Raw genomic sequence first — 26,382 nt, forward strand, 5'->3', positions numbered from 1 at the left:
CGCCGCCTTTCGGCGGCGTTTCGGGACATGATCAGATGTCTTCGTTCTCGGGTTTTGGAGGGCCCTTGCGCTCCATGCCGGCCTTTTCAGGCCCATGACCCTTGTGGTGGATGCCGCCCTTGTCGGGCCCGTGACCCTTGCGATGCATGCCAGCCTTCCGGTCGGCCTTGGTCAGAACGCCGTCGCCATTGCGGTCGAAACGCTTGACGATATCTTTCGTTGGCGCGCTGAATTCCTCAGCCGTCACTTCGAGATTGCCGTCGACGTCCATTTGCTGAAACGCTTTGACCATCATGCGATTGGTCATTGTCGACCAGACCCCGGCAAACGCTTCCAGATCGACCGTGCCGCCGGGGCCGGCCGCCTCGTCGAAGGTTGCTGTCCGCACCTCGTCGAATTCGGCGCGGGTGATCTTGCCGTCGCCGTCGATGTCGAAACGCTCCATGATTTCCATCATGGCCAGCTGACCGCCCATGCGGCCATGCCCGCCGTATCCATGGCGACCGCCGTGGTGCTTGCCGCCGCGATCTCCGCGCATACCCATCTTCTTGTCGGAGCCATCGGGTCCGCCACGCCCGGGTTTGCCTTCGCCGCGCGGTCCAGATCGTTCCGGACGGTTGTCCGCGCGTGGACCTTCTCCCGGCGCCGGACGCGTCAGTTCGCCACTGCCATCGCGGTCAAGCAATGTGAACATGGCGTTCGAAACGCCGTCGAACTCTTCCCGGGTGATCTGACCGTCGCCATCGCGGTCGAAGCGCTGGAAGCCTCTGACCATGCGCGGCCTGGCCTGTTCGCTCCAGTAGACCTTGAACTGCTCGAGATCGACTGTTCCATCGTCGCCCGACATGGCTTCGAATTTCTCCGCCATGACAGCGTCGACATCGGCCTGGCTCACCACTCCGTCGCCGTTTGCATCGAACTCCCTTATGGCCTTGCGACCGGAGAACTGTTTGAAGGCGCCGCCAAATCCCTGGCTCCATCCATGTCCGCCTTGGCCGCGTTCGCCGGGCGAAGCAAGCGCCGGTAATACGCTTGCGCTCAGGAATGTGGTGGCCATCAGTGCTATGACTGTCTTTCCGATAGGCTTCATCGCTTCTGTCCTTTCGGTTGTTGTTGCGATAGCGCAAGATCTAGGATGGACTTGTCGCAGAAATACGTTGGCAAACCGGCATTAGTGTCAGCCTTTGTCGCACATCGGCTCAGTGATACATCTTGTTACAACTTTGCTTCGCGTCCGGCGCAAAACCGGAATAGACAGGGCCGGACATTCAACGACAGGCAGCCCGAATGAGCGACATGGCCCCTCACATACTGGTCGTCGACGACCATCGCGACATCCGTGAGTCTCTCGCCCGCTATCTGAAAAGAAGCGGCATGCGAGCCAGCACAGCCGACAGCGCGGCGCAGGCGCGCAAGGTCATGAAGGCGGCGGTGATAGACCTCGTGGTCCTGGACATCATGATGCCGGGCGAAGACGGCCTGTCGCTGTGCCGTCACCTTGTCGCAAGCGATGCAACGCCCGTCATCCTTCTGACAGCAATGGCAGAGGACACGGACAGGGTTGTCGGGCTGGAGATCGGCGCGGACGATTATGTCACCAAACCATTCAATCCCCGCGAATTGCTGGCGCGCATCAAGGCGGTGCTGCGCCGGGCGAGCCTGGCGCCGAAGGAGCGCGATCCGGTTTCCAGCGAGAAACTCGGCTTCGGCGATTGGGTTCTGGACATGGCGCAACGGCATCTGGTCGGCGGAGACGGCGTCATCACGCCGCTGTCCACCGGTGAGTTCCAATTGCTGGTGGCCTTCCTCAAACGTCCCCGGATGGTTCTGTCGCGCGATCAACTGCTTGATTTGACGACCGGTCGCGCAGCCAACATGTTTGACCGTTCGATCGACAATCAGGTCAGCCGGTTGAGGCGAAAGATCGAACAGGATCCGAAGAACCCGGTTCTCATAAAGACGGTCTGGGGTGGCGGCTACTCTTTTACAGCTGACGTCGTGGAGCCGGACAGATGAAACGGCGGTTCGGGCTGTGGCCCCCAAGTCTCGCTACCCAGCTTATCTCGCTGACGCTTGCGGCCATTATCATATCCCAGGCCTTCGCGCTCTGGCTGTTTACGGATGAGCGTCGCCTTGCGTTGATGGAATTGGCGGCCGGAACCGTTGTCTCGCGCACCGCGGCCCTTGTCGAGTTGCTGGACGAGTCGCCGCCGCAGCTTCACGAGCAGATCCGCAACGCAGCTTCCAGTCCCTTGCTCTATTACTGGATATCCGAAAAGCCTCTGCTACAGCATAGCGGAAAGGAGCGCGTCAACGAGCGCATACTGAAGAGCCTTCAGAGGTTGCTCGGCGACGGACGGCAGATCCGGACGGACGCCGGCCGCGATATCGAGATTCCACACTACAGACCGCATCGCGACCGCCGTGAGGACCGCGAAGGCGGAAAGGACAGGGTCAAGCCGCGCGAACGCTTGGACCGGCCACCGCCGCCCCGATATTCGCGTAATGTCCCCCTTGTATTCGCCATGTCGATCCAGCTCGACGACGGAAACTGGCTGAACATGGCGGCCGACCTCAGCATGCCGCGCGGCTCGTTGTTCAGGACAATGCTGGCCGCCGGCTTGATGGCGGTTGGCGTGATTCTCGTCATCGCCTTCACGGTGCGACGCCTGACGAAGCCGTTGCGGCGACTGGCCGAGGCCGCGGACGCGCTCGGCCGGGGCGATGATCCGCAGGAACTGAAGGAAGCCGGACCGCCCGAGGTGCGCAGCGCCATTTACGCCTTCAACGTCATGCGGGAGCGGCTGACCCGGTTCATCACTGATCGCACAGCCATGCTGGCGGCGATCAGCCACGATCTGAGGACTCCGATTACCTCGCTGCGCATCCGCGCCGAATTCATCGATGACGAGGAAAATCGCGACAAGATGATCGCCACGCTTGACGAAATGCAGCGCATGGTCGAAGCGACGCTCTCTTTTGCGCGCGACGAAGCGCAACGCGAAGCGCTCGGCCGGGTCAATCTGGCTGAATTTCTGGACGCAATCGTCGCCGATTATCAGGATATGGGGCAGCCGGTCAGCCTTGCCATACCGGATCATGTAGCCCGGACTGTCGTTTCATGCCGCCCCATCGCCATCCGGCGCGCGCTTCGCAATCTGATCGACAACGCGCTGCGCTATGGCGAAGAGGCCAGGGTTGGCTTCACACCGCGCACCGACGGCGTCGAAATAACCGTGACCGACAGCGGGCCCGGTATTCCAGAGGAACGCCTGAACGACATTTTCGAGCCTTTCGTCAGGCTGGAGACGTCTCGCAGCGAGGAAACCGGCGGTATCGGACTTGGACTTGCGATCGCCCGATCCTCTGTCCAGGCCCATGGCGGCGCTCTAACGCTTGCAAACAATAAAGGCGGCGGGTTGACCGCAAAGATCATGCTGCCATCTTGAATTGCAGGCGTATCAGGGTGTGTCGCGCAAGCAACATGATAAACAAAATCATGTTCATCGCAGAAATTGAAGGGTGACGCGCTGCATCCCTTTCGGCTAGTCGCAAGTATTGACTTGTTTTGACTGTTTCGGGGGATGTATTTTGAACAGGATAATAGTGTCGGGCCTGTGCCTGGCTCTGGTGAGCGGCTGCGCTTCGCGGCCCGGCCAAATCGACGGAACATATGTGTCGCCGGCCATCTACAAGGACTACACGTGTGATCAGCTCCTGTCGGAACGCCAGACGATCGTCGACAATGTACGCGTGATAACCAAGCAGCAGGCCAACAAGGCTGGCGGCGACGCTGTTGCTGTCGGAGTGGGCGTAGTGCTTTTCTGGCCGGCGCTGTTTCTCCTGGCCGTCGGCAAGGACAAGGAGGCCGAACTCGCGAGCTACAAGGGCAGTTACGATGCGATCACCAAGGTAGCCATCGACAAGAATTGCCTCTCTGAAGACGAAATTCGCCGCGATGAGGAAGCCTACAAGGAAGCCCAGAAAAAGGCGAAACGCGACAAGGCGCGTCAGGACCAGCAAAACGGAGTCTGATGTCAGCGTTTACAAAGTATTGTTGACGACCGTCGGACTGTGATCAAAAGACCACTGTCTTTCCACACCCCGAATTTTGTCGGCCGGGCGATGGCCGGCGGATCCGTTTTGACAGTATTGTCTTGGTGTTCTGTGAAATTATTAAAAATTTCATATGTCGCATAACGGAATGTTTTCCACAGCACACGGTAAGTGTTCGACTAAAGCTTGCCCTTGCCGGGCTGGCATAGCATGTTGTCAGCATCCACATTAACTGAGTGAATTGCTGTATGTCCGTAGCTTATGACGTACTGAACGACGACGAGAACTATCATCACGGCAATCTGCGTGATGAGCTGATCGCCGCCGCCGTCGACGTGATCGGCCGCGAAGGGGTCGCGGCCCTCAGCCTGCGCGCTCTTGCCCGGGATCTCGATGTATCCCATTCGGCGCCCACCCGCCATTTCAAGAACAAGGCCGATCTGCTGTCCGCGATCATGGAAGAGGCCTACGAGGACATGCTGACGACGACCGTCGACGCCGGATATCTGGCTGGCGACAATCCGGCCCATCGCCTGCGCGCGATGGCGCGCGCCTGCATGCGCTGGCATGTCGACAACAGGGCGTTGAGCGAAGTCATTCGCAATCCGGACGTCAGTCGCACGGCGGGACGCAACGTCAAGGAAGTTCTGGCCGCCTTCTATATCCACAGTTCCCGCGCTATACTGGGCGCCCAGGGCCAGAGCAGGAATCCCGAGAGGCCGGTCGAGTTCGTGTATCTGAACATGATCGTCAGCGTCGTTGGCGCCGCCTCGGTGCTGACAGATCCGCTCTATGTCGAGACCTTGCCTGCGCTGGACGCGGATGAGTTGATCGACGATATGGTGGACCACCTTTTCCCGCTCAAGGATTGATTTACGCCTTCAGACTGTTGCCATGACGTGCATATAGGAATATATTCCTCGATGCTGTTTTGGAGAACGTCGCCCCATGCCCGCACTCGGTCTCAGAACCTGTATTTACAAGGTCGATGACATCGCCGCCGCGAAGAAATGGTTCACGGAAGCCTTCGAGACCCATCCGTATTTTGATGAACCATTCTATGTCGGATTCAACATTGGCGGGTACGAACTCGGTCTTTTGCCAGATTCCCGAAACAAAGCCAGATCGGACAATGTCATGACCTATTGGGGCGTCGAGAACATCGAGGCGGAGGTCGCGCGTCTCATTAAGCTCGGAGCGACGCTGCACGAGGAACCCACCAATGTTGGAGGCGAGATCGTTACGGCCTCGGTGCTGGACCCCTGGGGCAACTGCATCGGACTCATATACAATCCTGAATTCAGAAAATGATGCGTCGTATCATTCTATGAAATGCGACAGCAGTGATAGCGTCGTTATTGCATCATATTTTAATAATATTCTAAATTATTTATTTCTGTATTTTATTCAACAAGTAATAAAACAATAATATACTTAAAATAAAATACGTATACAAATATTAAATTGTACAAATACAATCCTTCAGTGTAACAAATTCGAAAGGGGAGGGCATAGGGATATGTCGTAGGGCGTATTGTATTGAGGTTTGTATCGTATGAATAGCGTTGTATGGGGTGCGTCCGTAGCCTTGTCCTGGATGTGGGGGCTCGGACTATTTTTTTCCGTACATTTCACCTTTCTGTATGGTTGGACGGGCCTGCTGAGCTTCGCCATCCCCAACGCGTTGAGCCTGGTTGTCTTTGGATGGATTGCGGGTCGCCGTGGCAGAAATACGTCTCTCAAGACCTGGATCGAAAGTGCGTTTGCACACCATGCAAGCCTGTTCTCGCTGTATCAGATCGCCGCTGTCGCACTCACCCTTTTTGCCCTGATCTCCTACTTCCTTGTGCCGCTCGCCTCAACGCCTGCAGTTTTCATGGCGCTCTCCATTCTCGCAATCGGTGTTTTCACCGGCGAACTCGCGGGCATAGGTCGTCTCGTCAAGCTGCATGCAGTCTATCTTGCCGTCGCGGTCGCCGCTGCAATCTTGCTGATAGCAAATGGGCCGGCCGCCGTTTCGTCTACTCAGACGGGCGATCTGCCATTTTTTGTAGGCCTGCTGTTTCCGATGATAGTCGGTCTCCTCCTCGGGCCGGCCTATGACATACAGCAATGGCAACGAGCCGTCGAAATGCAGAAGCGCAACGTTCCGGTTGCGCGGAGTTTCGCCTTAGGCGGCGTCATCTTTTTCTGCCTTCTCATGCTCAATGGCGCTCTCGCCTTGCAGGTGACAGGCGGGCTGGAAGCCGGGATGTTCATTGGCAAGGATGGTTTCGTCCACGCGCAGTCGGCCGTAACGCAGGCTTTGTCGCAGGTCGGCGGATGGCCGCTTTTCCTCTATTGCGTCTGGGTTCTGCTTTGCCTTCTGGCGACCTTCGACAGCGCCCAGTCGGCGCTTTCATGGTTCCTGCCGACGGTCGTCAACGCCAGCGACAACCCGTTGCTGCGCATGATGCCGCAGGGTGTGTTGAATTCGACGCTGCCCGCCTTTGTTCTGGCCTCGGGCGCTGCGGTCCTGGTCTGGTCGGTTGGCGGTCACCTGGAATATTTCATGATCGTCTATGCGACTCTCTTCGTGCCCTACAGCGCGATACTGCTGCATGATCTTTGGGACGGATCGAAGCGGACTGAAATTACCACGAAGACCCAGTTCGCAGGCCTCGCGTCGCTGCTCGTCATGAGCGCCGGATATCTCAATGATATTCCTCTGCTGATGACGATCGCCGGACTGATAGCGCTATCGCCGCTGCTCATAGAAAGACGCCGCGCCGTATCGACGGATGGCAAAGAGATCGTGCCCGCGCCAAAGCTGGACGCGATGGAGGTTCTGCAAGGTTCGCGGAAGGAACAGGTTATCCTGCAGCCCCGCGACGTTCTTCCTGCATTCGATCCCGACGGGCGGTTCGACGGCAAGTGGTTCGAGATCAGGCTGACGGCGACCTATTCCGACACGAATTCCGTCGGCAATGTCTATTTTGCGAACTACGTGTCCTGGGTCGGCAAGGCGCGGGAGCTGTTCTTTCGCCGCTGCATGCCGAATTTCGATCTCAAGCAGACGCCGTTCTACATCCTGACGCGAAGCTTCAATCACAAGTTTATTCGCGAAGCCCGCGAATTCGAGGAAATCATCGTCCGGCTGCGGATCAAGACCTACAATCGAAAATTCGTGAAACTCGAACACCAGCTCTTCAACAGTTCACGCGAACTGCTTGGCGAGGGGGAACAGTCTCTGATGTTCGTCACGACCGACAATTACAGCCTGACGGATATTCCATCCGACGTGGTGGTCGCCTTCACGCCGCATGTGTAGGGCGGCCCCGTCAGCGTTTCGAATTTCCTATGAACGTTACGGCGTTTCCAATCCCGTCTTCCGTCCTGATAAGAGCGCCGATCTCCTCGGCCCTTTTTCTCATCGCCTGATCATTGACGAGTCGGTCGAATGCGACCGTCAGCCTGTCCACGGTCATCTTTTTTTGCCAGATCGGCTCTGGCCCGGCGCCAATCCTGTTGACCTTTCGGCCCCAGAACGGCTGATCGGCGAAGAAGGGACATATCAATGTCGGTCTTCCCGCGCGCAAGCCCGCCGCCGTCGTTCCGGCGCCGCCATGATGGACGACGGCCGCCATGCGCGGAAACAGCCAGTCATGCGGCGCCTCGTCGATCGCCATGATGGTGTCCGGCAGATCGGTCGCGTCCAGCCCGCCCCAGCCGCGGGCCAGTATGCCGCGATGCCCGCTTTTGATCAGTGCCTCCACGATCATACGCGCCTTGCGTTCCGGTCTGCGCCCGGACATGGAGCCGAAACCGACATAGATCGGCGGTTCGCCGGCAGCGAGAAAGTCCAGCAGGTCTGCGGGCGGCCGCCACTCTTCTTCTGTGTCAAGAAACCAGTAGCCGGTCGCCACAACATTGTCGGGCCAGTCGGACGGCCTTGGAATGACGTGGTTGGAGTACCCGAAGAGGGCGGGCGCGATATTGCCTTCCGGATCGTGCAGAAGGTCCAGATTGCGCCGTTTCGCGGGAGTTCCGCTCTGCTTTCTCCACTTTTTCACATAGCGGCCGGCGATCAGCCTCATGATGAAGTTGACGAGGCCATAGGTGAGCCGGTTGTAGGCCCGACCCAAAGGCAATGCGGGAAATCCGACGCATGGAAAATCGCCCGTCGGCACGATGAACGGAATGGGGCTTGCCAGAACGGCGGGTATGCCGAGTTTTTCAGCCATGGCCGGTCCCAGGATCGCCTTGGGATGGAACAGGATCAGATCGGGATCGGCCTTGAGCGCCGCCTTCCATGTGTCGTCGAGAAGGCGCTCCTGCATCGGCCCCACCTGGCGCATAAGGCGGAAATTGGCTGCGACCACGCGCAGTAGGCCGTTGGTGTCCTCCATCAATTCCCTGCCGAGATCGCTGTCGATGAGCTGCATGATCTCGTCGTTGACATAGCCGTATCGGAGGCCGTGCCCCTCCACAAAGCCACGAAAGCGCTCGCAGGTCGCCAGCGTTACGGTGTGACCGGCGGCTTGCAACCCTTTGCCAAGAGCCACATAGGGCTGGACATCGCCGCGGGTGCCGATGGATGCGATGAAAATCTTCATGTTTCCTGTCCCTGACCGGAGTCAGGTAGGAAATTGGCCGTCGCCGCGCAAGGCGCAGCTGTGAACGGCCGCGATGCTATAGCGCGGCGGCCAGCCGGCTGCCCTGGTCGATTGCCCGTTTCGCGTCCAGTTCCGCCGCCACATCGGCGCCGCCGATGACATGGCTGGAAATCCCGACAGCGGCAAGCCCGTCAGCCAGGCCGTTGTCGGACAATTGACCGGCGCAGATCACGACCGTATCGACGTCCAGCCATTGCGGGTCACGGCGGTCTTCCCCGAATGAAATCTTCAGGCCGCGGTCGCCAATCTCCTCGTAATTGACGTTGCCCACCATCTTCACGTGTTTCATCAGCAACGATGCGCGGTGAATCCAACCCGTCGTCTTTCCAAGACTGGCGCCGTGCTTTTTCGATTTTCTCTGAAGCAGTGTGATTTCGCGCGGGGAGGGAGCCGGTTGCGGCCCCTCCGGAGACAAGCCGCTGCGATCGACCGCAGGATCGCTGACGCCCCATTCGTGTTTCCAGAGGTCCAGATCCTCTGTCGGCGATGCGCCTTCATGGGCGAGAAACTCACAGACGTCGAAGCCGATGCCGCCGGCGCCGATAACGGCCACCTTGCCGCCGACCTTCGCATTGCCTGCGAGCACGTCGACATAGGTCAGCACTTTAGGATGATCGAGGCCTGAAATCTCGGGGACGCGGGGAAGCACGCCGGTCGCGATGATGATCTCGTCATATCCCTGCTCGCGTAGCATGTTGGCGTCGACCGTGGCGCCGAGAACCACCTTCACCTGTTTGAGTTCAAGCTGTCGCCTGTAATAGTCGATAAGGCCGTAAAACTCCTCCTTGCCGGGGACCTTCTTGGCCATGTTCAACTGCCCGCCTATTTCAGCGGCCTTGTCGAACAGCGTCACCCGGTGGCCTCGTTCCGCCGCGACAATCGCCGTGGACAGTCCCGCCGGACCGGCGCCGATGATTGCTATCGATTTTGGATCGCCCGTTTTTTCGTAGACAAGTTCGGTCTCGTTACAGGCCCGCGGATTGACCAGGCAGGTTGATGTCTTGAGCTGGAATGTATGGTCGAGGCAGGCCTGGTTGCAGGCGATGCATGGCGCGATTTCGTCGGCCCGGCCTTCCTGCGCCTTTTTGACAAAATATGCGTCGGCGAGAAATGGACGGGCCATGGAGACCATATCGGCGCAGCCGTCCGCCAGGACCTCTTCTGCGACCTCCGGCGTGTTGATGCGGTTGGAGGTGACAAGCGGAATGTTCACTTCGCCCATCATGCGTTTGGTGACCCAGGCGAAGGCGCGGCGCGGCACCGAGGTGGCGATGGTTGGAATGCGCGCCTCATGCCAGCCGATGCCGGTGTTGATGATGGAGGCGCCGGCCGCCTCTATCGCCTTTGCGAGCTGAACAACTTCCTCCCACGTCGAGCCGTCCGGCACGAGATCGATCATTGAAAGGCGGTATATGATGATAAAATCGTCGCCGACGGCGGCGCGGACGCGTTTGACGATTTCGATCGGCAGCCGCATCCGGTTGGCATAGGATCCGCCCCAGTCATCCTCCCGTTTGTTGGTATGGGTAACCAGGAACTGGTTGATGAAGTAGCCTTCCGACCCCATGATTTCGACGCCGTCATAGCCGGCTTCGCGGGCAAGCGTCGCGCAATTTGCGAAATCGGCGATCTGCTTCTCGATCCCCGCCTCATCTAGCTCAATCGGCGCGAAGGGAGAGATCGGCGACTTGACGCCGGACGCCGACACCGCGCCGGGATGGTAGGCGTAGCGCCCGGTATGGAGGATCTGCATGGCTATTCTGCCGCCTTCGTCGTGGACGGCGCGCGTCACGGGCAGGTGATGGGCGATTTCGACTGTTTCCGAGAGTTTGCCGGCATTCGGGAACGCCGAACCTTCGACATTCGGCGCCACGCCTCCGGTGACGATCAGGCCGACGCCGCCCCGGGCGCGCTCCGCGAAGTAGGCGGCGACACGATCATGCGCGCCACGGTCTTCAAGCCCGGTGTGCATCGATCCCATGAGGATGCGGTTCGGCAATGTTGTGAAACCGAGAGGGAGCGGCCTGAAGATATGCGGATAGTGCGACATTAAGACGTTTCCTGCTGGCTTTTTGCTTGCGATTTGAATGATTGTTCGTTCGTTGCCGGCGGCTTCCTGTCTGGGGCTTGCCGCTGTGCAATAGTCCCGGCCGGGATTGTCCATCCGCTGGCCGGGCGCTCCAGGATCTGAACTTCGATGATCCTCCCACCGATATCACTTCGTTGCGCGGCGCCGCCGGCGGCTGCCGGAAGCGGGTCTCATCACGCCGTCCGCAGTATAGCGGATCCTCGGCGATTCTGACCATCTTTCCCTGTTTGCGATAAGTGCGCTTAGCATTCGCCGCGCGGTGTCCGATGCGTTCTGCGCAGACGGCGAGTAGATGGCGTAACCGCTGTCGATCATTTGGCTGATGGACTCTTCCACCAACGCCTGATCGAATGTCGCGCTCAGCAGGTTCTTGATTTCGTCCCGCCGCAATGAGCCGTCCATCAGAGAGACGAGTTCGACATTAAGTTCTCCGGGCAGTTTGACCGATTTGCGCTTTCCGCGCAGCAGCACCTTTTTGCGGCTTACGTCGACTGCCCGAAAGTTGGGATTGATGGCGATGTAGTCCTCTGGGTCCTTGTATGAGTTTGCGTACAACATGGCATTGCCTCACTTGAGCGGCGCGATTGCGACAGCAATCGGAGGCTGCAGTTTGCCGGCGGTGGGAAACGACCAGTTTCCGTCGGTTGGTTGATGTTCTAGATGTCCGGGAGCGTCTCCTTTCCCCTTGCAAGTCGGTTGTTCATGTCTTGGTCCTTACTCACTTCCTTTATTCGATATCGGAGTCAGCAGCGGCGATATCAACCTGCATTTCATTACGATTGAGTAAGTTATCGACTGTTTCAAATGGCGGCGTCAGACAAAAAAAGCGCCCGCTGAAAACAGCGGACGCTTCAATATTCAGATCGTTTCCTGGATCAGAACCGGGTCAGCGTCAGCGCGCCGATCGCAGCGGTGGCTCTCAATCCAATGCTGCCGCTGACGCTAAGCGGAACAAGATTGATATTGTCCCGGAAGTTGCCGCCGAGCACATTCGCGCCGAGGCCCAGTCCGACTTCGGCGTTCGCCGACAGGCCGACATAGGTGCCGGACAATGTGCCGGGGCGCACCTGATGGCTTGGCGCGTAGACCGCCCATACGAGCTTTTCCTTGGCGGTGAAGCCGATATCGGCGCCGACCTTGGTCATCGAGCCCGCATAAAGTTCACGGCTTCCCTGACCTTCGAACCGGCACTGAAGGTCCTTGTGGGATCCAATGATCCAGCCGAAACTGCCGTCGTTGAGGCAGCTCAGGACACCGATCTTGACGAATCGTTCCTTGTAGGCTGGCGCAGGGGCGGGGGCTCCTCTGGTCATGTCTGCTGCCGAAACAATCGGCGCAGATGAAAATGCTGTTGTGATTGCAAGCGCGATTGCTGCGGCTGTTTTGCCTGGTTTCATCATGAGCTCCTTGTTGGCATGATTCTCGGACGCATTACCGGTTTTCAGGGTGGCTTGGGTTTTGCTCTAAACTTGGGCCGGATTGTGTTCAACTCGCAGTTCAATACACCTGTTCCAAAGAAACTGATTGTTGATACACTTATGCAACACTCACGGTCCATGCCGATAAATGCGATATGTGCTTTTTAGATTTGCAGGGTCGGCGACCGTTTCAGGATTGGGGAAAGACATTTTGGTCACGCCATACAGAGCCGGTGTCAATCCAGCCGAAGCAAAACCGACGGGAGGAAATTCGTGGTTCGCAACATATTCTATATAACGGCCGTGGCGGCGCTCGTCATTGTTGCTCTTCTGGCGCAACTGTGGGCGCCGTTCTGGTGGCTTCTCGTGATCGTCGTTCCGTTCGTGGCGCTCGGAATATTCGATATCCACTGGGCGCAACACAATGTTCTGCGCAACTATCCGGTCATCGGGCATCTTCGTTACGCGTTCGAGTTCATCAGCCCCGAGATCCAGCAATATTTCATCGAAAGCAATGAGAGCGGAAGACCCTACAACAGGCTGCAGAGACGTCTGGTGTACGCGCGCGCCGACGGCACGATTGAAACGCAGCCCTTCGGCACCCAATACGACATACTGGATGTGGGATTCAGAAGGGCGAGCCATTCCCTTGCGCCCAAGAAGGCCGATCCCGAATCCGCTCGGGTGCTTGTTGGCGGGCCGCAATGCCAGAAACCCTATTCAGCGTCTCGCCTGAACATATCCGCAATGAGTTTCGGAGCGCTCAGCCCGAACGCCATCCACGCGCTGAACGCCGGCGCCCGCCTTGGCAACTTCGCGCACAACACCGGGGAAGGTGGATTGAGCCCATATCATCTGGCGGGCGGCGGAGACATCTTTTTCCAGGTCGGGACCGGTTACTTCGGATGCCGTACAGTAGATGGTGATTTCGATCCGGACAAATTTGCGGAAAAGGCGAAGCTCGATGTTGTAAAGATGATCGAGATCAAGCTTTCACAGGGTGCAAAACCGGCGCACGGCGGCGTGCTCCCGGCGCCAAAGGTCGACAAGGAAATTTCGGAAATTCGCGGCGTTCCGATGGGCAAGGACGTGATCTCGCCTCCCGCGCACAAGACATTCTCGACACCGGAGGGTTTGCTGGATTTCGTGGTGCAACTGCGCGAGCTCAGCGGCGGCAAGCCGGTCGGTTTCAAATTGTGCATTGGTCGCAAACACGAATTTATGGGGATCGTCAAGGCGATGCTGAAGACGGGCAACCTCCCGGACTTCATCACGGTTGATGGCGCGGAGGGCGGCACTGGCGCTGCGCCGGTCGAGTTTACCGACCGGTTGGGCGTGCCTATCGACGAGGGGCTTCACTTTGTCCATTCCTGCCTCGTCGGAGCGGGTGTGCGCGACAAGATCCGCATCATCGCCAGCGGCAAGATAGTCACAGGATTTGACATGATCGAAAAGATCGCGCTCGGCGCCGACATGTGCAACATGGCGCGTCCGATGATGTTCGCCCTGGGTTGCATTCAGGCCGTGCGCTGCAACACCAACACCTGTCCATCGGGGGTAGCCACCCAGGATCGCAAGCGCGCCCAGGCCGTCGATATCAATTTGCGCCAACACAGGGTCGCCAGTTTCCACAAGGCGACGATCGAGAGTTTCCTTGACCTGATTGGCGCGATGGGGCTCGAAAAACCATCTGATCTCGATGCGTCGGCAATCCACCGGCGCGTCGCCGACGAGACAGAGCGCACAATCACCCAGATACAGGAAACCCTGGATCCGGATGAGCTTCTGGGCGACAATGTGCGGCCGGCGTTCGCGGATCACTGGCGGCGCGCCAGCGCCGAAGCTTTCTGAGGAGTGTATTTGGTGTTGCGGCGAAAGTGGTCCCTGGGCGCAGAGCGAATGGCCGACGCACGGACAAGGTGCGATGGCTGAAAAAACAGTCGAGATCGCGATTATCGACGACCATGAGATGTTCGCCGACGGTTTGTCGCACTTGCTCGCCGACATGGACGATACGTATCGCTGCACCGTTTTCAACTCGCCGCTGGACGCAATCGAGGTTCTGGCCGACGGCGGATTGTTCGATCTGATCATTTCAGATCTCATCATGGAAAACCTGAACGGAATCGCCTTCGTCAAGGCGCTCAGGTCGCGAGGGTTCAAGATGCCGGTGCTTATCGTGTCGGGGGTCCACACTGCCCCGCCGGTGGAGGAGGCGCTACGGCTGGGCGCCCAGGGCTTCATTCCAAAAACCGCGACCCAGGCAATGTTGTCGGATGCGCTCGATACGGTATTCGCCGGAGAGACTTACTTGCCGCCGCAATTATGGGATCTTTTCGAGCAGGACCGCTATGCCATGCGTGGCGGCAACGCCGTACAGCCCGATTCACAGTTGAGCGAGCGCCAGATCGAAGTCCTGAACCTGATTGCCGACGGCCATTCCAACAGGGAAGTCGCCTACGCGCTGAACATCAGCGAGAATACGGTAAAATCGCATCTCAAGCACATTTTCAAGGTCTTGAATGTCGGGACGAGGGCGGCCTGTATCCGGCGCGCGCAGCAGACCGGCCTCATATCATGATGTAACGACCGGCTATTCCGCCGCAAGGCTCGAAGCCGATGCGGCAAGCACGGCCTCGTGCAGTTTTCTGTTGGAATGGGGCGCATCGAGCACGGTCGTGCGGTCCAGGTCAGGCGGCGGTCCGTCGCCTTCATGGCGCAGGACGATCGCAGGAATCGTCGACGACATTTCAGAGCGCAGGCTGACCACGGTTTCACCGGTTTTCTCCGGGCCGTCCAGACTGACGATAGCGACATCGGGCATCGATCCGGTCGTTCGAATGATACGGAACGCCTCTTCTGCGTTGCCGCTGCAATAGACCTCGCATTGCCATTCCGACAGCGTTCTGGAGATGTCTTCGCGCAGCATCTTGTCCGGGGTGATGACGAGCAGACGCTTTCGCAAAGGTTCAAGACTTGGGTAGGGCGCCGGCAGTCTCGCGGTTTCGGCGTGATTCGGGGGCAGCCGGAAACTGAAGCGTGTGCCCGCGCCGGGCGCGGATCGGAAATCCATCTCGATATCCAGCAGTTCGCACAGCCGTTTGACAATGGAAAGTCCGAGCCCCAGCCCCATATCGCTCCCGCGGCCCGGGGCGCCGAGTTGCACATAGTCCTTGAAAATAGCCACATGCTTGTCCGACGGGACGCCCGGGCCTGTGTCGGCGATCGAAATCACGGCCTGGTTTCCGAAGCACTCCACGCCGATGTCTATCCGGCCGCGCGAAGGCGTGAACTTGACGGCGTTGGACAGTACATTGCGCAGGATCCTTTCAAGCAACGTTGCGTCGGTATAAACGGTGCATGGTTCGAGTTCGGTGTTCAAATTCAGGGATTTCCTGCGCGCTTTGATGCTGATTTCATCGACAAGACGTTCGATCAGATCGCTCAGGTCGATCTCCGTTGGCCGTGGCATGATGGTGGCTGCGTCTATGCTTGAAATGTCGGTCAGGCCTTCAAGCAGATTTTTCATGCTTCTCCAGCTGTCTTCGATCTTCGCCAGCAATTCACGCTCTTCCCGGTTCTTGAGCAGACGTCGAAGGGAAGCGATGAAATTGCCCTGCGCTTCGAGCGGCTGCGCCATGTCGTGGCTGGTCGCGGCGAGAAAGCTGCTTTTATACTCGTTGACACGCTGGATGGCGTCGCGTTGTTGCTGCAGCTGTGAGAGAAAAAGCTGGTTCTCGAGTTGCGCCCGTATTTTCCTGTAGCGGTTTTGACTGATCACCCTGACGGAATAACTGATAATCAGGATCAGCAGCAGCGCGACTGCGGCGACCGCCGATGACTGGATGCTTCCGTGCATCAGCATGGCAAAACCGAAAGGCGCGAGCCCCGTGGCGAGCAACACAATATATGAGCGGTAGAAGTCTCCGAGAACAAGAATCGCTGCAATGACGTAGCAGGAAAGCAGCAGAAACGATGATGTCAGGGAATAATTCGATGTGGGATCGGCCAATATCGCGATGCCAACGCCCCAGGCGAACCCCGAAATGCCTGCATTGCAAGTGTGTAGAAATTGGTAACTTTCGATATTCCCGCTGTTGAATGGAAACGTGCGCTGTGCAAGCACGTAGAGCATCGGGGGAATGCAGCACAGGAAGATGACCAGCCACCAGGTTATGATTTCCGGAACCGTATTCGAGAATGCAAAAAAAATCGCTGCAATAGAAGCGAACACGATGGATGTCGCGACGGATATCGGAGCGCGCCGGGCCAGCTGCTCCATGATCGCAATTTTAACCTGTATTTCATCAATCGAATTTTGCAAGCTGATTCCAAATCGTGACTACAAACAATGCGACTAGACAATCAAAATCGTAAGCAAAAAAATATTCTTACTAGCGATTCAACCGAAACACCTGTTTTGTCAATTTTTTTTTACCAAACAATCAACCTGCCTATGCATGGTTGTCCTAATATATTGTGTGAAACCAACACTATAGATGTGGCGACAGAGATCCCATCACCCGTTCGGGTGATTGCGTCAGTCGCAATGGTTGCATAATCTCCGGGCTGCTTGAGACCTTGGGAGGAAAGGTTTTCGGCGAAATTGGATGCGGATTTTTCTGATTAGCCGGTTACCAAAATTTCTTCGTATGGTTGAAGGAAACGTGATCTGTCCCTGATAGCGGAATACAACGCATCGGGGAAAAATGTTTTGAGTGTGACCCATGTCGCCCGGGTTGCATCAAAAGGGAAAGCGGGGCCAGAAGTTCCGCCTCAACGGATGGCTGCCGCTTTCCCCCTCTTCTTTCATCACCGAATCGATTTTCCGCACTGCGTCGCCGGCGAATGTCAATTCTGTACGTTCAGCCGGGAAATGCTCAGGATTTGACCCTGAGCATTTGGGGGTCATAGAGCACATCGAGCGTGACTGCGCATGGAACCCGCTCCGTTGCGATTTCCAGTTCGTATTCGCCCGAAAGCACAAAGTCGGCGTCGACGCCCTCGGGATTGCGGACATAGCCATATCCGATCGGCGTTTGCAGGTGATGGCCGAAACCGCCGGACGTCAGCCAGCCGACGCGTTCGCCATTTCGGAAAATCGTCTCGCGTCCGAGCAGGATAATTTCGGGGTCATCGACGGTGAAACAGGCCAGCATTTTGCGAACACCTTCCGAACGCTGTTTCTCGATTGCCCGGCGACCTTTGAAGTCAATGTTCTTCCTGAGTTTGACGGCCCACCCGAGACCAGCTTCCAGCGGAGTGTGATCGGGGCCGATATCCGAACCCCATGCACGGTATCCCTTTTCCAGGCGCAGTGATTCGATCGCCCTGTATCCGGCATTGCGCAGACCATGAGGTTTGCCTTCCCCCTGCAGCGCCTCGAATACGGCGATAGCGTATTCTGACGGAATGTGCAGCTCCCATCCGAGTTCTCCGACATAGGTCACGCGCAGCGCCATGACGATCGCGCCTGCAATTCCGATTGACCGAACCTTGCCGAAGGGGAAGGCGTCGTTGCCGATATCGGCTTTGGTGACGGCTTGCAGGATATCCCTCGATTTAGGTCCCATCAGCGACAGCACCGCATAGGCCGACGTCACGTCAACGAGCTGCGCGTTCACTCCGTCGGGGATATTGCGCCTGATCCAGTCGAAGTCGCGGGTGGCGAAGCCCGTGCCGGTGACGATATAGAATTCGTCCTGAGCGATGCGCGCAACCGTAAGGTCGCATTCTATGCCGCCGTGATCATTGAGCATCTGGGTATAGGTCAACGAACCGACGGGCTTTGCGACGTCATTGGCGCAGATCCAGGAAAGCGCCGCCTCCGCATCGGGGCCGACCAGCTTGAATTTCGCGAACGAACTCTGGTCGAAGAGCACCGCATCCGTGCGCGCGGCTTCATGTTCCCTGGCGACGGCGCCAAACCAGTTCTGGCGACCGAAACTGTAAACGTCTCGCGGTTCTTCGCCCGCGGCGAGGTCGGCGAACCAGTTTGGCCGCTCCCATCCAAGCTTTTCTCCGAAACACGCGCCTGCGTCTTTCATCTGGCTGTAGAGCGGCGATCGACGACACGGCCGTCCCGAACTGTTCTCCTCGTGGGGCCAGGCCATGGTGTAGTGCTTGCCATAGGCCTCGAGTGTTCGCGTGCGCACCCAGTCCGTGTCGAAATGCGGTCGTCCAAAGCGTCGGATATCGACCGGCCACAGGTCGTAGGGCGGCTCTCCCATCGTCACCCATTCGGCCAGGGCTTGCCCGGCGCCGCCACCGGCGGCGATGCCGAAAGCGTTGAAACCCGCGCCGACGAAGAAGTTCCCCAGCTCGGGGGCTTCGCCGAGAATGAAATTGCCGTCCGGGGTAAAGCTCTCCGGCCCGTTGACAAGTTCCTTGACGCCCGCCGTTTCCAGAGCCGGAACGCGTCCGAGCGCCAGTTCCACCATCGGCTCGAAATGGTCGAAATTCGAATCGAGCAGCGTGTAGTGGAAATCCTCGGGGATGCCGTCTATCGCCCAGGGGATTGGATTGGACTCATATCCGCCCATGACGAGCCCGCCGACTTCCTCCTTGTAATAGGTCAGTCTGTCCGGGTCGCGCAAAGTCGGCAGGCTGTTCGTTACGCCCTCGATCGGTTCGGTCACCATGTACTGGTGCTCGACCGACACCAGGGGCACGTTGACGCCGACGGTGGCAGCCAAGGTGCGCGTCCACTGTCCGGCGCAGCAGATCACCTTTTCGCACGCGATCGCGCCTTTATCGGTCTCCACGCCGACAACCTTGCCGTCGCGCGTCAGGATCTTCAGAACCTTCGTGTCCTCGAAGATCGAAACGCCGGACATGCGCGCGCCCTTGGCCAGCGCCTGGGTTATGTCGTACGGATTCGCCTGGCCGTCAGTCGGCAGGAAAGCGGCGCCGACGACATCGGAAATGTCCATGATCGGCCACAGGTCCTGCGCTTCGCGCGGTGTGAGAAGCTGCATTTCCAGGCCGAAGGAATGCGCGGTCGTCGCCTGTCGTTTGACTTCCGTCCAGCGTTCCTTGTTGCAGGCAAGACGCAGGCCGCCATTCATCTTCCACCCCGTGGCCTGTCCGGTTTCGGCCTCCAGAGACTTGTAGAGTTCCACGGAATTGCCCAGCATCTGGGTGATGTTGGCGCTCGAGCGCAACTGGCCGACGAGGCCCGCGGCGTGGAAGGTCGTGCCGGAAGTCAGCTTCTTGCGCTCCAGCAGAACGGTGTCGGTCCAGCCGAGTTTCCCCAGATGATAGGCTGTCGAACATCCCACGATGCCGCCGCCAATGATCACGGCCCTGGCCGAAGTTGGAAAGTCAGCCATTGTCAGTCGTTCCTCATCTTGTTTCTGTCTCAGCCCAACTTGCTTCGAAACGGGCAAGATTTTCATGGGTGTAGGCCGCATAGTCGAAATCGATGCTCGAATGGATTTCCGAGACCATCGACCACATTGTCTCGCGAAGCAGCGAGGCGCATTTCATGGCCTGGTAGCTGTCGCGAAGCGCGTCTGTCACAGCCGCTTCGAAATAGGTTTCGAGCAGCCAGTCTTCCTGCATGGGCGATAGCCCGTTGTTCGAAGCCAGGCCGCCAAGGTCGAACAGCGGTGAATTGAACCCGGCGTAATCCCAGTCGATCAGCCAGATACGGTCGCCGTCGTCGATGAAATTCGCGGGCAGGAGGTCATTATGACCATAGACGAGCGTCACAGGGCCAACCCGTTCCTCCAGACGCTCTGCGCGTTTCATCAACATCGGCAGCAGATCCGTGTGGGGACTTTCGCCTTCGGCGATCGTCGCCGCATAATCGCGTAGAACGTGAAAGACCCAGAATGCGAGCGCCGGGCCGCGCAGATGTTTGGGGATTTCGCGGTGGCATTGTGCGATCACCGGAACGATGCGCTCGAGCACGGGTTGCCGGCGCACGTCTTCTTCCGACAGTGTTTTGCCCTCGACGAAGTCAAGTACAAGGGCGCCCGCCTCGGCATGATGAACCGCCGGCGAAATGCCCGCAGCATGCGCGGCGCGGCTGGCCGCCAGCTCGTTGAAACGCATTACCTGGTGGATGGGAATGTCCTCGCCGATGCGAACGACAAACCGGCGGCCTGCGTCTTCGACGACGAAATTGGTGTTGGTAATGCCGCCGTCGAGCGGCGTCGGGTCAACCGGTCCGCTCCAGCAGGCAAGCGATGCTGCGCGGTCTCTGGGAGAAATCATCGGGCCTCCTCCAGTCCGAGCCGCTTCCTTGCCCGCGCGGCGCCGGCGGCGATCATCCGGTCGGCGATGATGGCGATGAAGGCGATCGACAGGCCGGCGACGATGCCGCGGCCGGTGTCGGCCTTGGTCAGCGCGATATAGACTTCCTGGCCGAGTTCGCGCGTGCCGACGAGCGCGGTGATAACCAGCATGGAAATCGCAAGCATGAGCGTCTGGTTAATGCCGAGCATGATTTCCGGCAGCGCCAGCGGCAACCGGATGCGCCACAGCAATTGTCGCCGCGTGCAGCCGGAGACGATACCGGCCTCGATCAGTTGCGGATCGACTGACTTGATGCCGTGCGAGGCGTACCGGACGGCCGGCGCGAGCGCGTAGAGAACGACCGCTATCATCGCCGAAAAGTCCCCGACGCGAAACAGCATGACGACAGGGATGAGGTAGACGAAGCTCGGCAATGTCTGCAGCGTGTCGATGACGGCGGCCACGATGCGGTCGGCGCGTTTGTGCTGGGCCGACCAGATGCCGATCGGAATGCCGATCAGGCTTGCGATGATAACCGACACGCCAACCAGGTAGACGGTCACCATCGCCTTGTCCCAGAGATCGTTGACCAGGATGAAGAGCGACATCAGAAAAACCAGGAGAGCCAGCCGCCAGCGGCCGAGCCGCCAACCCGCGAATGTCAGCAACGCAATCACCCAGGGCCAGGGAAGGCCGAGCAGAAAACGCTTCACAGGCACGAGGAAAGTCACCAGCATGAAGGTCTTCACGGCTTCGATCTGATCGAAGAAATTGACGTTGATATATTCCACGAGCTTCGACCAGAAGTCTCCGGTCGTGAGCCACAATTCCCGCGGATAGGTTTGCAGCGCCGGCAGAAAGAGACCTGCCAGGCCTGTTCCAAGCGCCACGAGGAGACATGTCGTGATCCACGGATGACGACGGACCGGACTGGCGGGCAGGGCGGAATGATCGGGTGGATTGCGGTCTGCGAAGGCCTGGCTCAGACGGTCGAGCGCGATCGCCAGGACAACAATGGCGACGCCTGCCTCAAGGCCGCCGCCGATATCGAGCCGGCGCAGCGACGTCAGCACGTCGTAGCCCAGGCCGCCAGCGCCGATCATCGACGCGATGATCACCATGTTGAGCGAGAGCATGATGACCTGGTTGACGCCGACCATCAGGCTGCGGTTTGCGGCGGGAACCAGGACTTTCCACGTCATTTGCCGGTTCGTGCAGCCGGCCATCAGTCCGAATTCGCGGATTTCCTCCGGAACCGATTTCAGCGCCAGCGTCGTGATGCGAACCATGGGCGGCATGGCGTAGATGATGGTTGCGAGCAGGGCGGCTACCGGGCCGAAACCGAATAGGAACAGGATTGGCACCAGATAGGCGAAGATCGGCACCGTCTGCATGAGGTCGAGCACCGGCGAAATCGCCAGATTGAACCAGCGCCAGCGATAGGCGAGGATCCCGAGGAGGAGGCCGCCAGCGACCCCGATCGGCACGGCGATCAGGATGGATGACAGCGTCACCATTGCGCTTTCCCACTGGCCGAAAATCGCCAGGTAAAGGAAACACGCCGCAACGAACAGACCGAGCCACAGATTGCGCGCATAGTACCCCATGGCGAACACCGTGACGATGACGGCGATCCAGCTGAAAGGCGGCAGGAGTTGCACGGCGTTGTCGCCGAATCCCTCGACCCAGCCCGTCACCAGCATGGATTTGACGAGCAGATAGGGCTGCTCGATCAGCCAGGAGATCGCGCGCGTGAACTGGGTGAAGGTGAACAGGCCGAATGTGGCGCTGTTGACAAGCCAATCCATGAAATCCGAAATATCGTCCTTGATCGGAAAGCGGATTGCACGCGGCGTGTCCATGAGCCATCGCATGTCATGGGCGCGCGACCAGCTCTTTGCGTGTTCGGCCAGAAACAGCGATATGGCGAAGGCCCCGATCCAGAACCAGCCGGAAGGACTGATGGCGCGCAAGAGCCGCATCGCTCAGCGCTCCCGTCCAATCAGGACGTCTACAATGGCGCGCCCATCGATGACGCCGATCCGGTCGCCGTTCGCATCGACCACCGCAAAAGGCAGGCCCGCTGATTCAACGCGGTCGGCGATGTCCTCGATACCGGCGCCGGCGGGAACCTCGCCGGCCAGTTCCGTCCCGTCGGCCGCCGGCTGCGCGATCGAACCCGCGGTCAGCACTTTGGCGCGCGGAATGTGTCTGGTGAATTCCCGAACATATTCAGACGCCGGCTCGAGCACGAGTTGTTCAGGCGTCGCGGTCTGGATGATCAGGCCATCCTTCATGATGGCGATCCGGTCGGCAAGCCGGATCGCTTCGTCGAAGTCATGGGTGATGAACACGATCGTTTTCTTCAGAACCGACTGAAGGCGCAGGAATTCGTCCTGCATTTCGCGCCGGATCAGTGGATCAAGCGCGGAAAACGGTTCGTCGAGAAACCAGATCTCGGGTTCGACGGCGAGCGAACGGGCGATGCCCACGCGCTGCTGCTGCCCGCCCGACAATTCGCGGGGGAAGTAGGATTCTCGGCCCGCCAGTCCGACGAGATCGATCACCTCGCGCGCGCGTTTTTCGCGTTTTTCGCGGTTCACGCCCTGGACTTCCAGCGGAAAGGCGACGTTTCGAAGGACGTTGAGATGCGGCAGCAGGGCGAAATGCTGAAACACCATACCCATCTTGTGACGGCGTATGTCGATCATTTTGCGTTCGCTGGCCTGCAGCAGATCCATGCCTTCAAACAGCACTTCGCCGGCTGTGGGCTCGATCAGTCTGGAAAGGCACCGCACGAGCGTTGACTTGCCGGATCCCGACAAGCCCATGATGACGAAAATCTCGCCCTGGCGCACGTCGATCGAGGCTTCGCGCACAGCGCCGACGAGCCCCGCCTCGTTCAGCTTGGATGAGTCCGGTTTCGGATGATTTTTCAGAAAGGTTTCGGCGCCGTCACCGAAGAGCTTCCACACATTGCGGGCGGAGAGTTTGACAGCTTCGTCGCTCATTGCGCACTTTCGGACAACGCAGTGGTTTCAGTGAGGCGATAATAGCGGAAAAGCGCCGCCGGGCGGAAACTCTCAGTCTGTACCGCCCGGCGGCTCGGCTTTTTACTCTATCCAGGCTTTCCAGGTGTCTTCGTTGTTGTTCATCCATTCGGCGACAACAGCGTCGAGATCCTTGCCTTCGAGATCGACAGCGGCGACCATCGCGCCCATGTCCTCATTGGAAATCTTGAACTTCGTGATGGCGTCATGCGCGCCCGGCCACTTGTCCTTGACGCCCGACCACGCGACTTTCCAGATCGGGCCGCGCGGCTTGCCGCAGTCATAGGCCATGTCCGGATTGACGCCCCAGGACGGGTCGTCATAGCAGGCGGCTTCATATTTCGGGAACTCGACCCACTCGCCTGCGAATTTCACCGGAGCCCAGTGCGGGGCGTAGACCCAGAGCAGGATCGGCGCCTGGCGCTGATAGGCGGACTCCAGTTCAGCGAACAGCGCGGCGTCGGTTCCGGCGTGAACCACTTCGTAGTCGAGGTCCAGCGCTTCGGCGCGTTCGTCGTCGAACCCGCCCCAGGTGACCGGGCCGCCGAGATAACGTCCGCTTGGCGCGGTTTCCGGCGTCGAGAAGTCTTCCGCGCAATCATTGAGCGCTTCCCAGTTGGGCAGTCCCGGGCAGACGTCTTTCATATAGGCCGGGAACCACCATTCCTCGATCGCCTGCATGCCGGTCTCGCCGAGATTCTCGACATTGCCGGTGGCGGTGGCTTCGTCCATAGCCTCGCGGCCGGTGGTTTCCCAGATTTCCATGGCGACATGCAGGTCGCCGGTCTTCAGACCCGCAAACTGTGCGATGTAATCCGCCTGGACGTAGTCGACATTGTAGCCGGCCTTCTTGAGCACTTCGCCCATGATGTTTGTCGTGATCAACTGGCCGGTCCAGTCGTGGAGCGTCAACTTGATCGGCTCTTCGGATTCCGCTGCAAGCGCCGGACTGGCCGAAAGGCCGATTGCCAGCGCGCCTGCGAATGCGGCACCGAGAAAATGCGTCTTGAGCATCGAATTCCCTTTCCTGTTCCCCTGGAAGTCGGGGCGCCGCCGTCGGCCTCGTCAACGGCCGGTCGTGCGTCCGACCCGCTCAAGCTTGGTCAAAATGGGAGACGAGTCAACTGAATTTGTGCGTTAATGTGGGAATATGTGGTTTTTTGTTGTAATTGCGTTCAGAAAAATTGGATAATGTGGGATATCGGTAGAAACGCGGTAGCCATGGCCAACCATTCGACACAGCGACAGATGGAGATATTGGAGGAGCTGCGGCTCTCTGGCTCGATCCGTATTCAGGATCTGGCGCGCCGTCTCGACGTTTCCGAGGAAACGATCCGCCGCAATGTGCGCCAGATGGCGGCCTCCGGCGTGGTGCGCAAGGTGCATGGCGGCGTCCATCTTCAGGAGGACGCGCTGCAGGAGCCCAGTTTCCAGCAGCGCATGGGCGAGCAGCGGGAAGCGAAGCAGCGCATCGCCCGCCACATCGCCAACATGATCGGCAATGGCGATTCGCTGATGCTCGACATCGGCTCCACCACGGCCTATGTCGCCCAGGCCCTCAAGCGTCACAGCGATCTCTTCGTCGTCACCAATTCGCTCAGCGTTGCGAATACCCTGGCGACGCGCAACAACAACCGCGTCTTCATGGCCGGTGGTGAGTTGCGGGGCCATGACGGCGGAAGTTTTGGCATCGAGGCGATGAATTTCGTTCGACAATTCTCCGTACGATATGCCATCCTTTCCGCGGCGGCGATCAATGCGCCGACGGGTTTCATGCTTATGGATCTCCAGGAAGCGGAATTCACCCGCGTCATCATGCAGCGGGCGCAAATGCGTATTGTCGCAGCCGATGCGACCAAGTTCGGCAAGACAGCTCCGGTGCGCATCACCGATCCGTCGCGCATGGACATGCTTGTCACCGACCGTGACCCGCCAAGTGATCTTGCGGCGTCCTTGAGAGAAAACGAGATAGATATCCAGATTGCCGACTGACGTGAAAAACGACCTTTCTCTTTATCTTGAAGAGGCGCTGCGCATTTCGTCAGAGGCGGGCGCGGGCGCCATGCCCTATTTCCGCAAACCGCTGGACGTCATCTCGAAGGAGGACGATTCCCCGGTCACGATCGCCGACAGGCGGACAGAGGAACTGATCCGTCAAAGGCTTTCGGAAAGGTTTCCGGATTGCGGCATTCTGGGCGAGGAATTCGGGACCGTCAGGGGCGACAGCCGGATGCTGTGGATCGTCGACCCGATCGACGGGACCAAATCCTTTATTTCAGGCATGCCGTTGTTCAGCGTGCTCGTTGCGCTGTTTGACCAGAAGAAGGGGCAATCGGTGCTCGGGGTCCTGACCTTTCCGGCAGTCGGAGAGCAATATGCCTCAACTGTGGGGCAGGGCGCTTGGTTCGGCGAGCATGGCCTGAATACGGCCGAAAGCAAGCCGCTTTCCAAAGCGATGGTCTACGTCAACGAGGGCGACCGGATTCTCGCGCGCGAAGACGATCTCCTGAGCCGACTGAACGCGCACTGCGGCGTCATGCGGTTTTCCTACGACGCCTATTCCTACTGCCTGCTTGCCGGCGGACATGTCGACGCCGTGGTCGATTATGGTTTGAAACCCTATGACTACATGGCGGCCGTTCCGCTGGTCGAGGAAGCCGGCGGCGTAATCACTGACTGGCAGGGCAAGCCGCTGACGCTCGAATCCGACGGCAGGGTCGCTGCGGCCTCCTGTCCTGCCGTGCATGAGGAACTGCTGCAGGTCCTGTCAGTCGACAGGGTGGCGTTTCTTTAGGCTATGCCGCGCGGCGAATGTCATCCGCGAGCGCAACCATAGTGCCAGTTGGTTCGGCGCGTCTTGCTGTAGGAGTGTA

General features: G+C 58.8%; 21 protein-coding genes. 10 read left to right on the plus strand and 11 right to left on the minus strand.

Features of this window, described 5'->3' with window-relative positions; all coding sequences use genetic code 11:
* Window positions 1–31 precede the first annotated feature (31 nt).
* On the minus strand, window positions 32–1,090 hold the full coding sequence (locus K1W69_RS21470; protein ID WP_220230484.1) for an EF-hand domain-containing protein: 1,059 nt from the start codon (window positions 1,088–1,090) through the stop codon (window positions 32–34).
* 197 nt (window positions 1,091–1,287) lie between these two features.
* On the opposite strand from K1W69_RS21470, the gene K1W69_RS21475 reads away from it, so the two are divergent.
* The 6 genes from K1W69_RS21475 to K1W69_RS21500 all read left to right on the plus strand — a co-directional run bounded on the left by K1W69_RS21475 (window position 1,288) and on the right by K1W69_RS21500 (window position 7,366).
* Window positions 1,288–2,016 carry a response regulator gene (locus K1W69_RS21475; RefSeq protein ID WP_220230485.1) on the plus strand — a complete coding sequence of 243 codons (729 nt, stop codon included), beginning with the start codon at window positions 1,288–1,290 and terminating at the stop codon, window positions 2,014–2,016.
* A complete protein-coding gene (locus K1W69_RS21480) occupies window positions 2,013–3,449 on the plus strand; it encodes an ATP-binding protein (RefSeq protein ID WP_220230486.1) in 1,437 nt (478 codons plus the stop codon). The genes K1W69_RS21475 and K1W69_RS21480 overlap by 4 nt, the downstream gene beginning before the upstream one ends.
* Window positions 3,450–3,591: 142 nt before the next feature.
* Complete coding sequence (locus K1W69_RS21485) at window positions 3,592–4,035, plus strand: hypothetical protein (RefSeq protein ID WP_220230487.1); 444 nt, start codon at window positions 3,592–3,594, stop codon at window positions 4,033–4,035.
* 269 nt (window positions 4,036–4,304) lie between these two features.
* Window positions 4,305–4,928: a TetR/AcrR family transcriptional regulator gene (locus K1W69_RS21490; protein ID WP_220230488.1), complete on the plus strand. Its 624-nt coding sequence runs from the start codon at window positions 4,305–4,307 to the stop codon at window positions 4,926–4,928.
* A 76-nt stretch (window positions 4,929–5,004) separates the two neighbouring features.
* Entirely contained in the window at window positions 5,005–5,367 is a 363-nt protein-coding gene (locus K1W69_RS21495) for a VOC family protein (protein WP_220230489.1), read from the plus strand.
* Between the two features lie 244 nt (window positions 5,368–5,611).
* The gene (locus tag K1W69_RS21500) at window positions 5,612–7,366 is read left to right on the plus strand and encodes an acyl-CoA thioesterase (protein ID WP_220230490.1); all 1,755 of its coding nucleotides are present in this window, start codon (window positions 5,612–5,614) and stop codon (window positions 7,364–7,366) included.
* Window positions 7,367–7,376: 10 nt separating this feature from the next.
* Here K1W69_RS21500 and K1W69_RS21505 read toward each other — a convergent pair whose 3' ends face one another.
* The 4 genes from K1W69_RS21505 to K1W69_RS21520 form a co-directional block, all read right to left on the minus strand.
* On the minus strand, window positions 7,377–8,651 hold the full coding sequence (locus K1W69_RS21505; RefSeq protein WP_220230491.1) for a glycosyltransferase: 1,275 nt from the start codon (window positions 8,649–8,651) through the stop codon (window positions 7,377–7,379).
* Window positions 8,652–8,727: 76 nt separating this feature from the next.
* The gene (locus K1W69_RS21510) at window positions 8,728–10,761 is read right to left on the minus strand and encodes an NADPH-dependent 2,4-dienoyl-CoA reductase (protein WP_220230492.1); all 2,034 of its coding nucleotides are present in this window, start codon (window positions 10,759–10,761) and stop codon (window positions 8,728–8,730) included.
* A gap of 165 nt (window positions 10,762–10,926) precedes the next feature.
* Window positions 10,927–11,358, minus strand: a complete 432-nt coding sequence (locus K1W69_RS21515) for a hypothetical protein (protein ID WP_220230493.1) — start codon at window positions 11,356–11,358, stop codon at window positions 10,927–10,929.
* 317 nt (window positions 11,359–11,675) lie between these two features.
* On the minus strand, window positions 11,676–12,113 hold the full coding sequence (locus K1W69_RS21520) for a DUF992 domain-containing protein (RefSeq protein WP_220230494.1): 438 nt from the start codon (window positions 12,111–12,113) through the stop codon (window positions 11,676–11,678).
* A gap of 378 nt (window positions 12,114–12,491) precedes the next feature.
* Between K1W69_RS21520 and K1W69_RS21525 the strand changes: the two genes are divergently transcribed.
* Both K1W69_RS21525 and K1W69_RS21530 read left to right on the plus strand, forming a co-directional pair.
* Window positions 12,492–14,069: an FMN-binding glutamate synthase family protein gene (locus K1W69_RS21525; RefSeq protein ID WP_220230495.1), complete on the plus strand. Its 1,578-nt coding sequence runs from the start codon at window positions 12,492–12,494 to the stop codon at window positions 14,067–14,069.
* Between the two features lie 73 nt (window positions 14,070–14,142).
* Window positions 14,143–14,799, plus strand: coding sequence for a response regulator transcription factor (locus K1W69_RS21530; RefSeq protein ID WP_220230496.1), 657 nt, complete (start codon window positions 14,143–14,145; stop codon window positions 14,797–14,799).
* Between the two features lie 12 nt (window positions 14,800–14,811).
* Here the strand turns inward: K1W69_RS21530 and K1W69_RS21535 are convergent, their stop codons facing one another.
* From K1W69_RS21535 to K1W69_RS21560, 6 genes are all read right to left on the minus strand, one after another.
* Window positions 14,812–16,542 (minus strand): sensor histidine kinase, encoded by a 1,731-nt coding sequence (locus K1W69_RS21535; RefSeq protein WP_220230497.1) that lies wholly within the window; start codon window positions 16,540–16,542, stop codon window positions 14,812–14,814.
* Between the two features lie 556 nt (window positions 16,543–17,098).
* A complete protein-coding gene (locus tag K1W69_RS21540) occupies window positions 17,099–19,549 on the minus strand; it encodes a GcvT family protein (RefSeq protein ID WP_220230498.1) in 2,451 nt (816 codons plus the stop codon).
* Between the two features lie 13 nt (window positions 19,550–19,562).
* Window positions 19,563–20,435, minus strand: a complete 873-nt coding sequence (locus K1W69_RS21545; RefSeq protein WP_220230607.1) for a phosphotransferase — start codon at window positions 20,433–20,435, stop codon at window positions 19,563–19,565.
* On the minus strand, window positions 20,435–22,441 hold the full coding sequence (locus K1W69_RS21550; protein ID WP_220230499.1) for an ABC transporter permease: 2,007 nt from the start codon (window positions 22,439–22,441) through the stop codon (window positions 20,435–20,437). The genes K1W69_RS21545 and K1W69_RS21550 overlap by 1 nt, the downstream gene beginning before the upstream one ends.
* A gap of 3 nt (window positions 22,442–22,444) precedes the next feature.
* The gene (locus tag K1W69_RS21555; RefSeq protein ID WP_220230500.1) at window positions 22,445–23,470 is read right to left on the minus strand and encodes a quaternary amine ABC transporter ATP-binding protein; all 1,026 of its coding nucleotides are present in this window, start codon (window positions 23,468–23,470) and stop codon (window positions 22,445–22,447) included.
* A 102-nt stretch (window positions 23,471–23,572) separates the two neighbouring features.
* Window positions 23,573–24,523 carry an ABC transporter substrate-binding protein gene (locus K1W69_RS21560; RefSeq protein WP_220230501.1) on the minus strand — a complete coding sequence of 317 codons (951 nt, stop codon included), beginning with the start codon at window positions 24,521–24,523 and terminating at the stop codon, window positions 23,573–23,575.
* A 177-nt stretch (window positions 24,524–24,700) separates the two neighbouring features.
* On the opposite strand from K1W69_RS21560, the gene K1W69_RS21565 reads away from it, so the two are divergent.
* Both K1W69_RS21565 and K1W69_RS21570 read left to right on the plus strand, forming a co-directional pair.
* A complete protein-coding gene (locus K1W69_RS21565; protein ID WP_258571253.1) occupies window positions 24,701–25,501 on the plus strand; it encodes a DeoR/GlpR family DNA-binding transcription regulator in 801 nt (266 codons plus the stop codon).
* Window position 25,502: 1 nt separating this feature from the next.
* Window positions 25,503–26,303, plus strand: a complete 801-nt coding sequence (locus tag K1W69_RS21570; protein WP_220230502.1) for an inositol monophosphatase family protein — start codon at window positions 25,503–25,505, stop codon at window positions 26,301–26,303.
* Window positions 26,304–26,382: the final 79 nt, after the last annotated feature.

The sequence above is a fragment of the Flavimaribacter sediminis genome, assembly GCF_019492055.1.
Classification (GTDB): Bacteria; Pseudomonadota; Alphaproteobacteria; order Rhizobiales; family Rhizobiaceae; genus Flavimaribacter; species Flavimaribacter sediminis.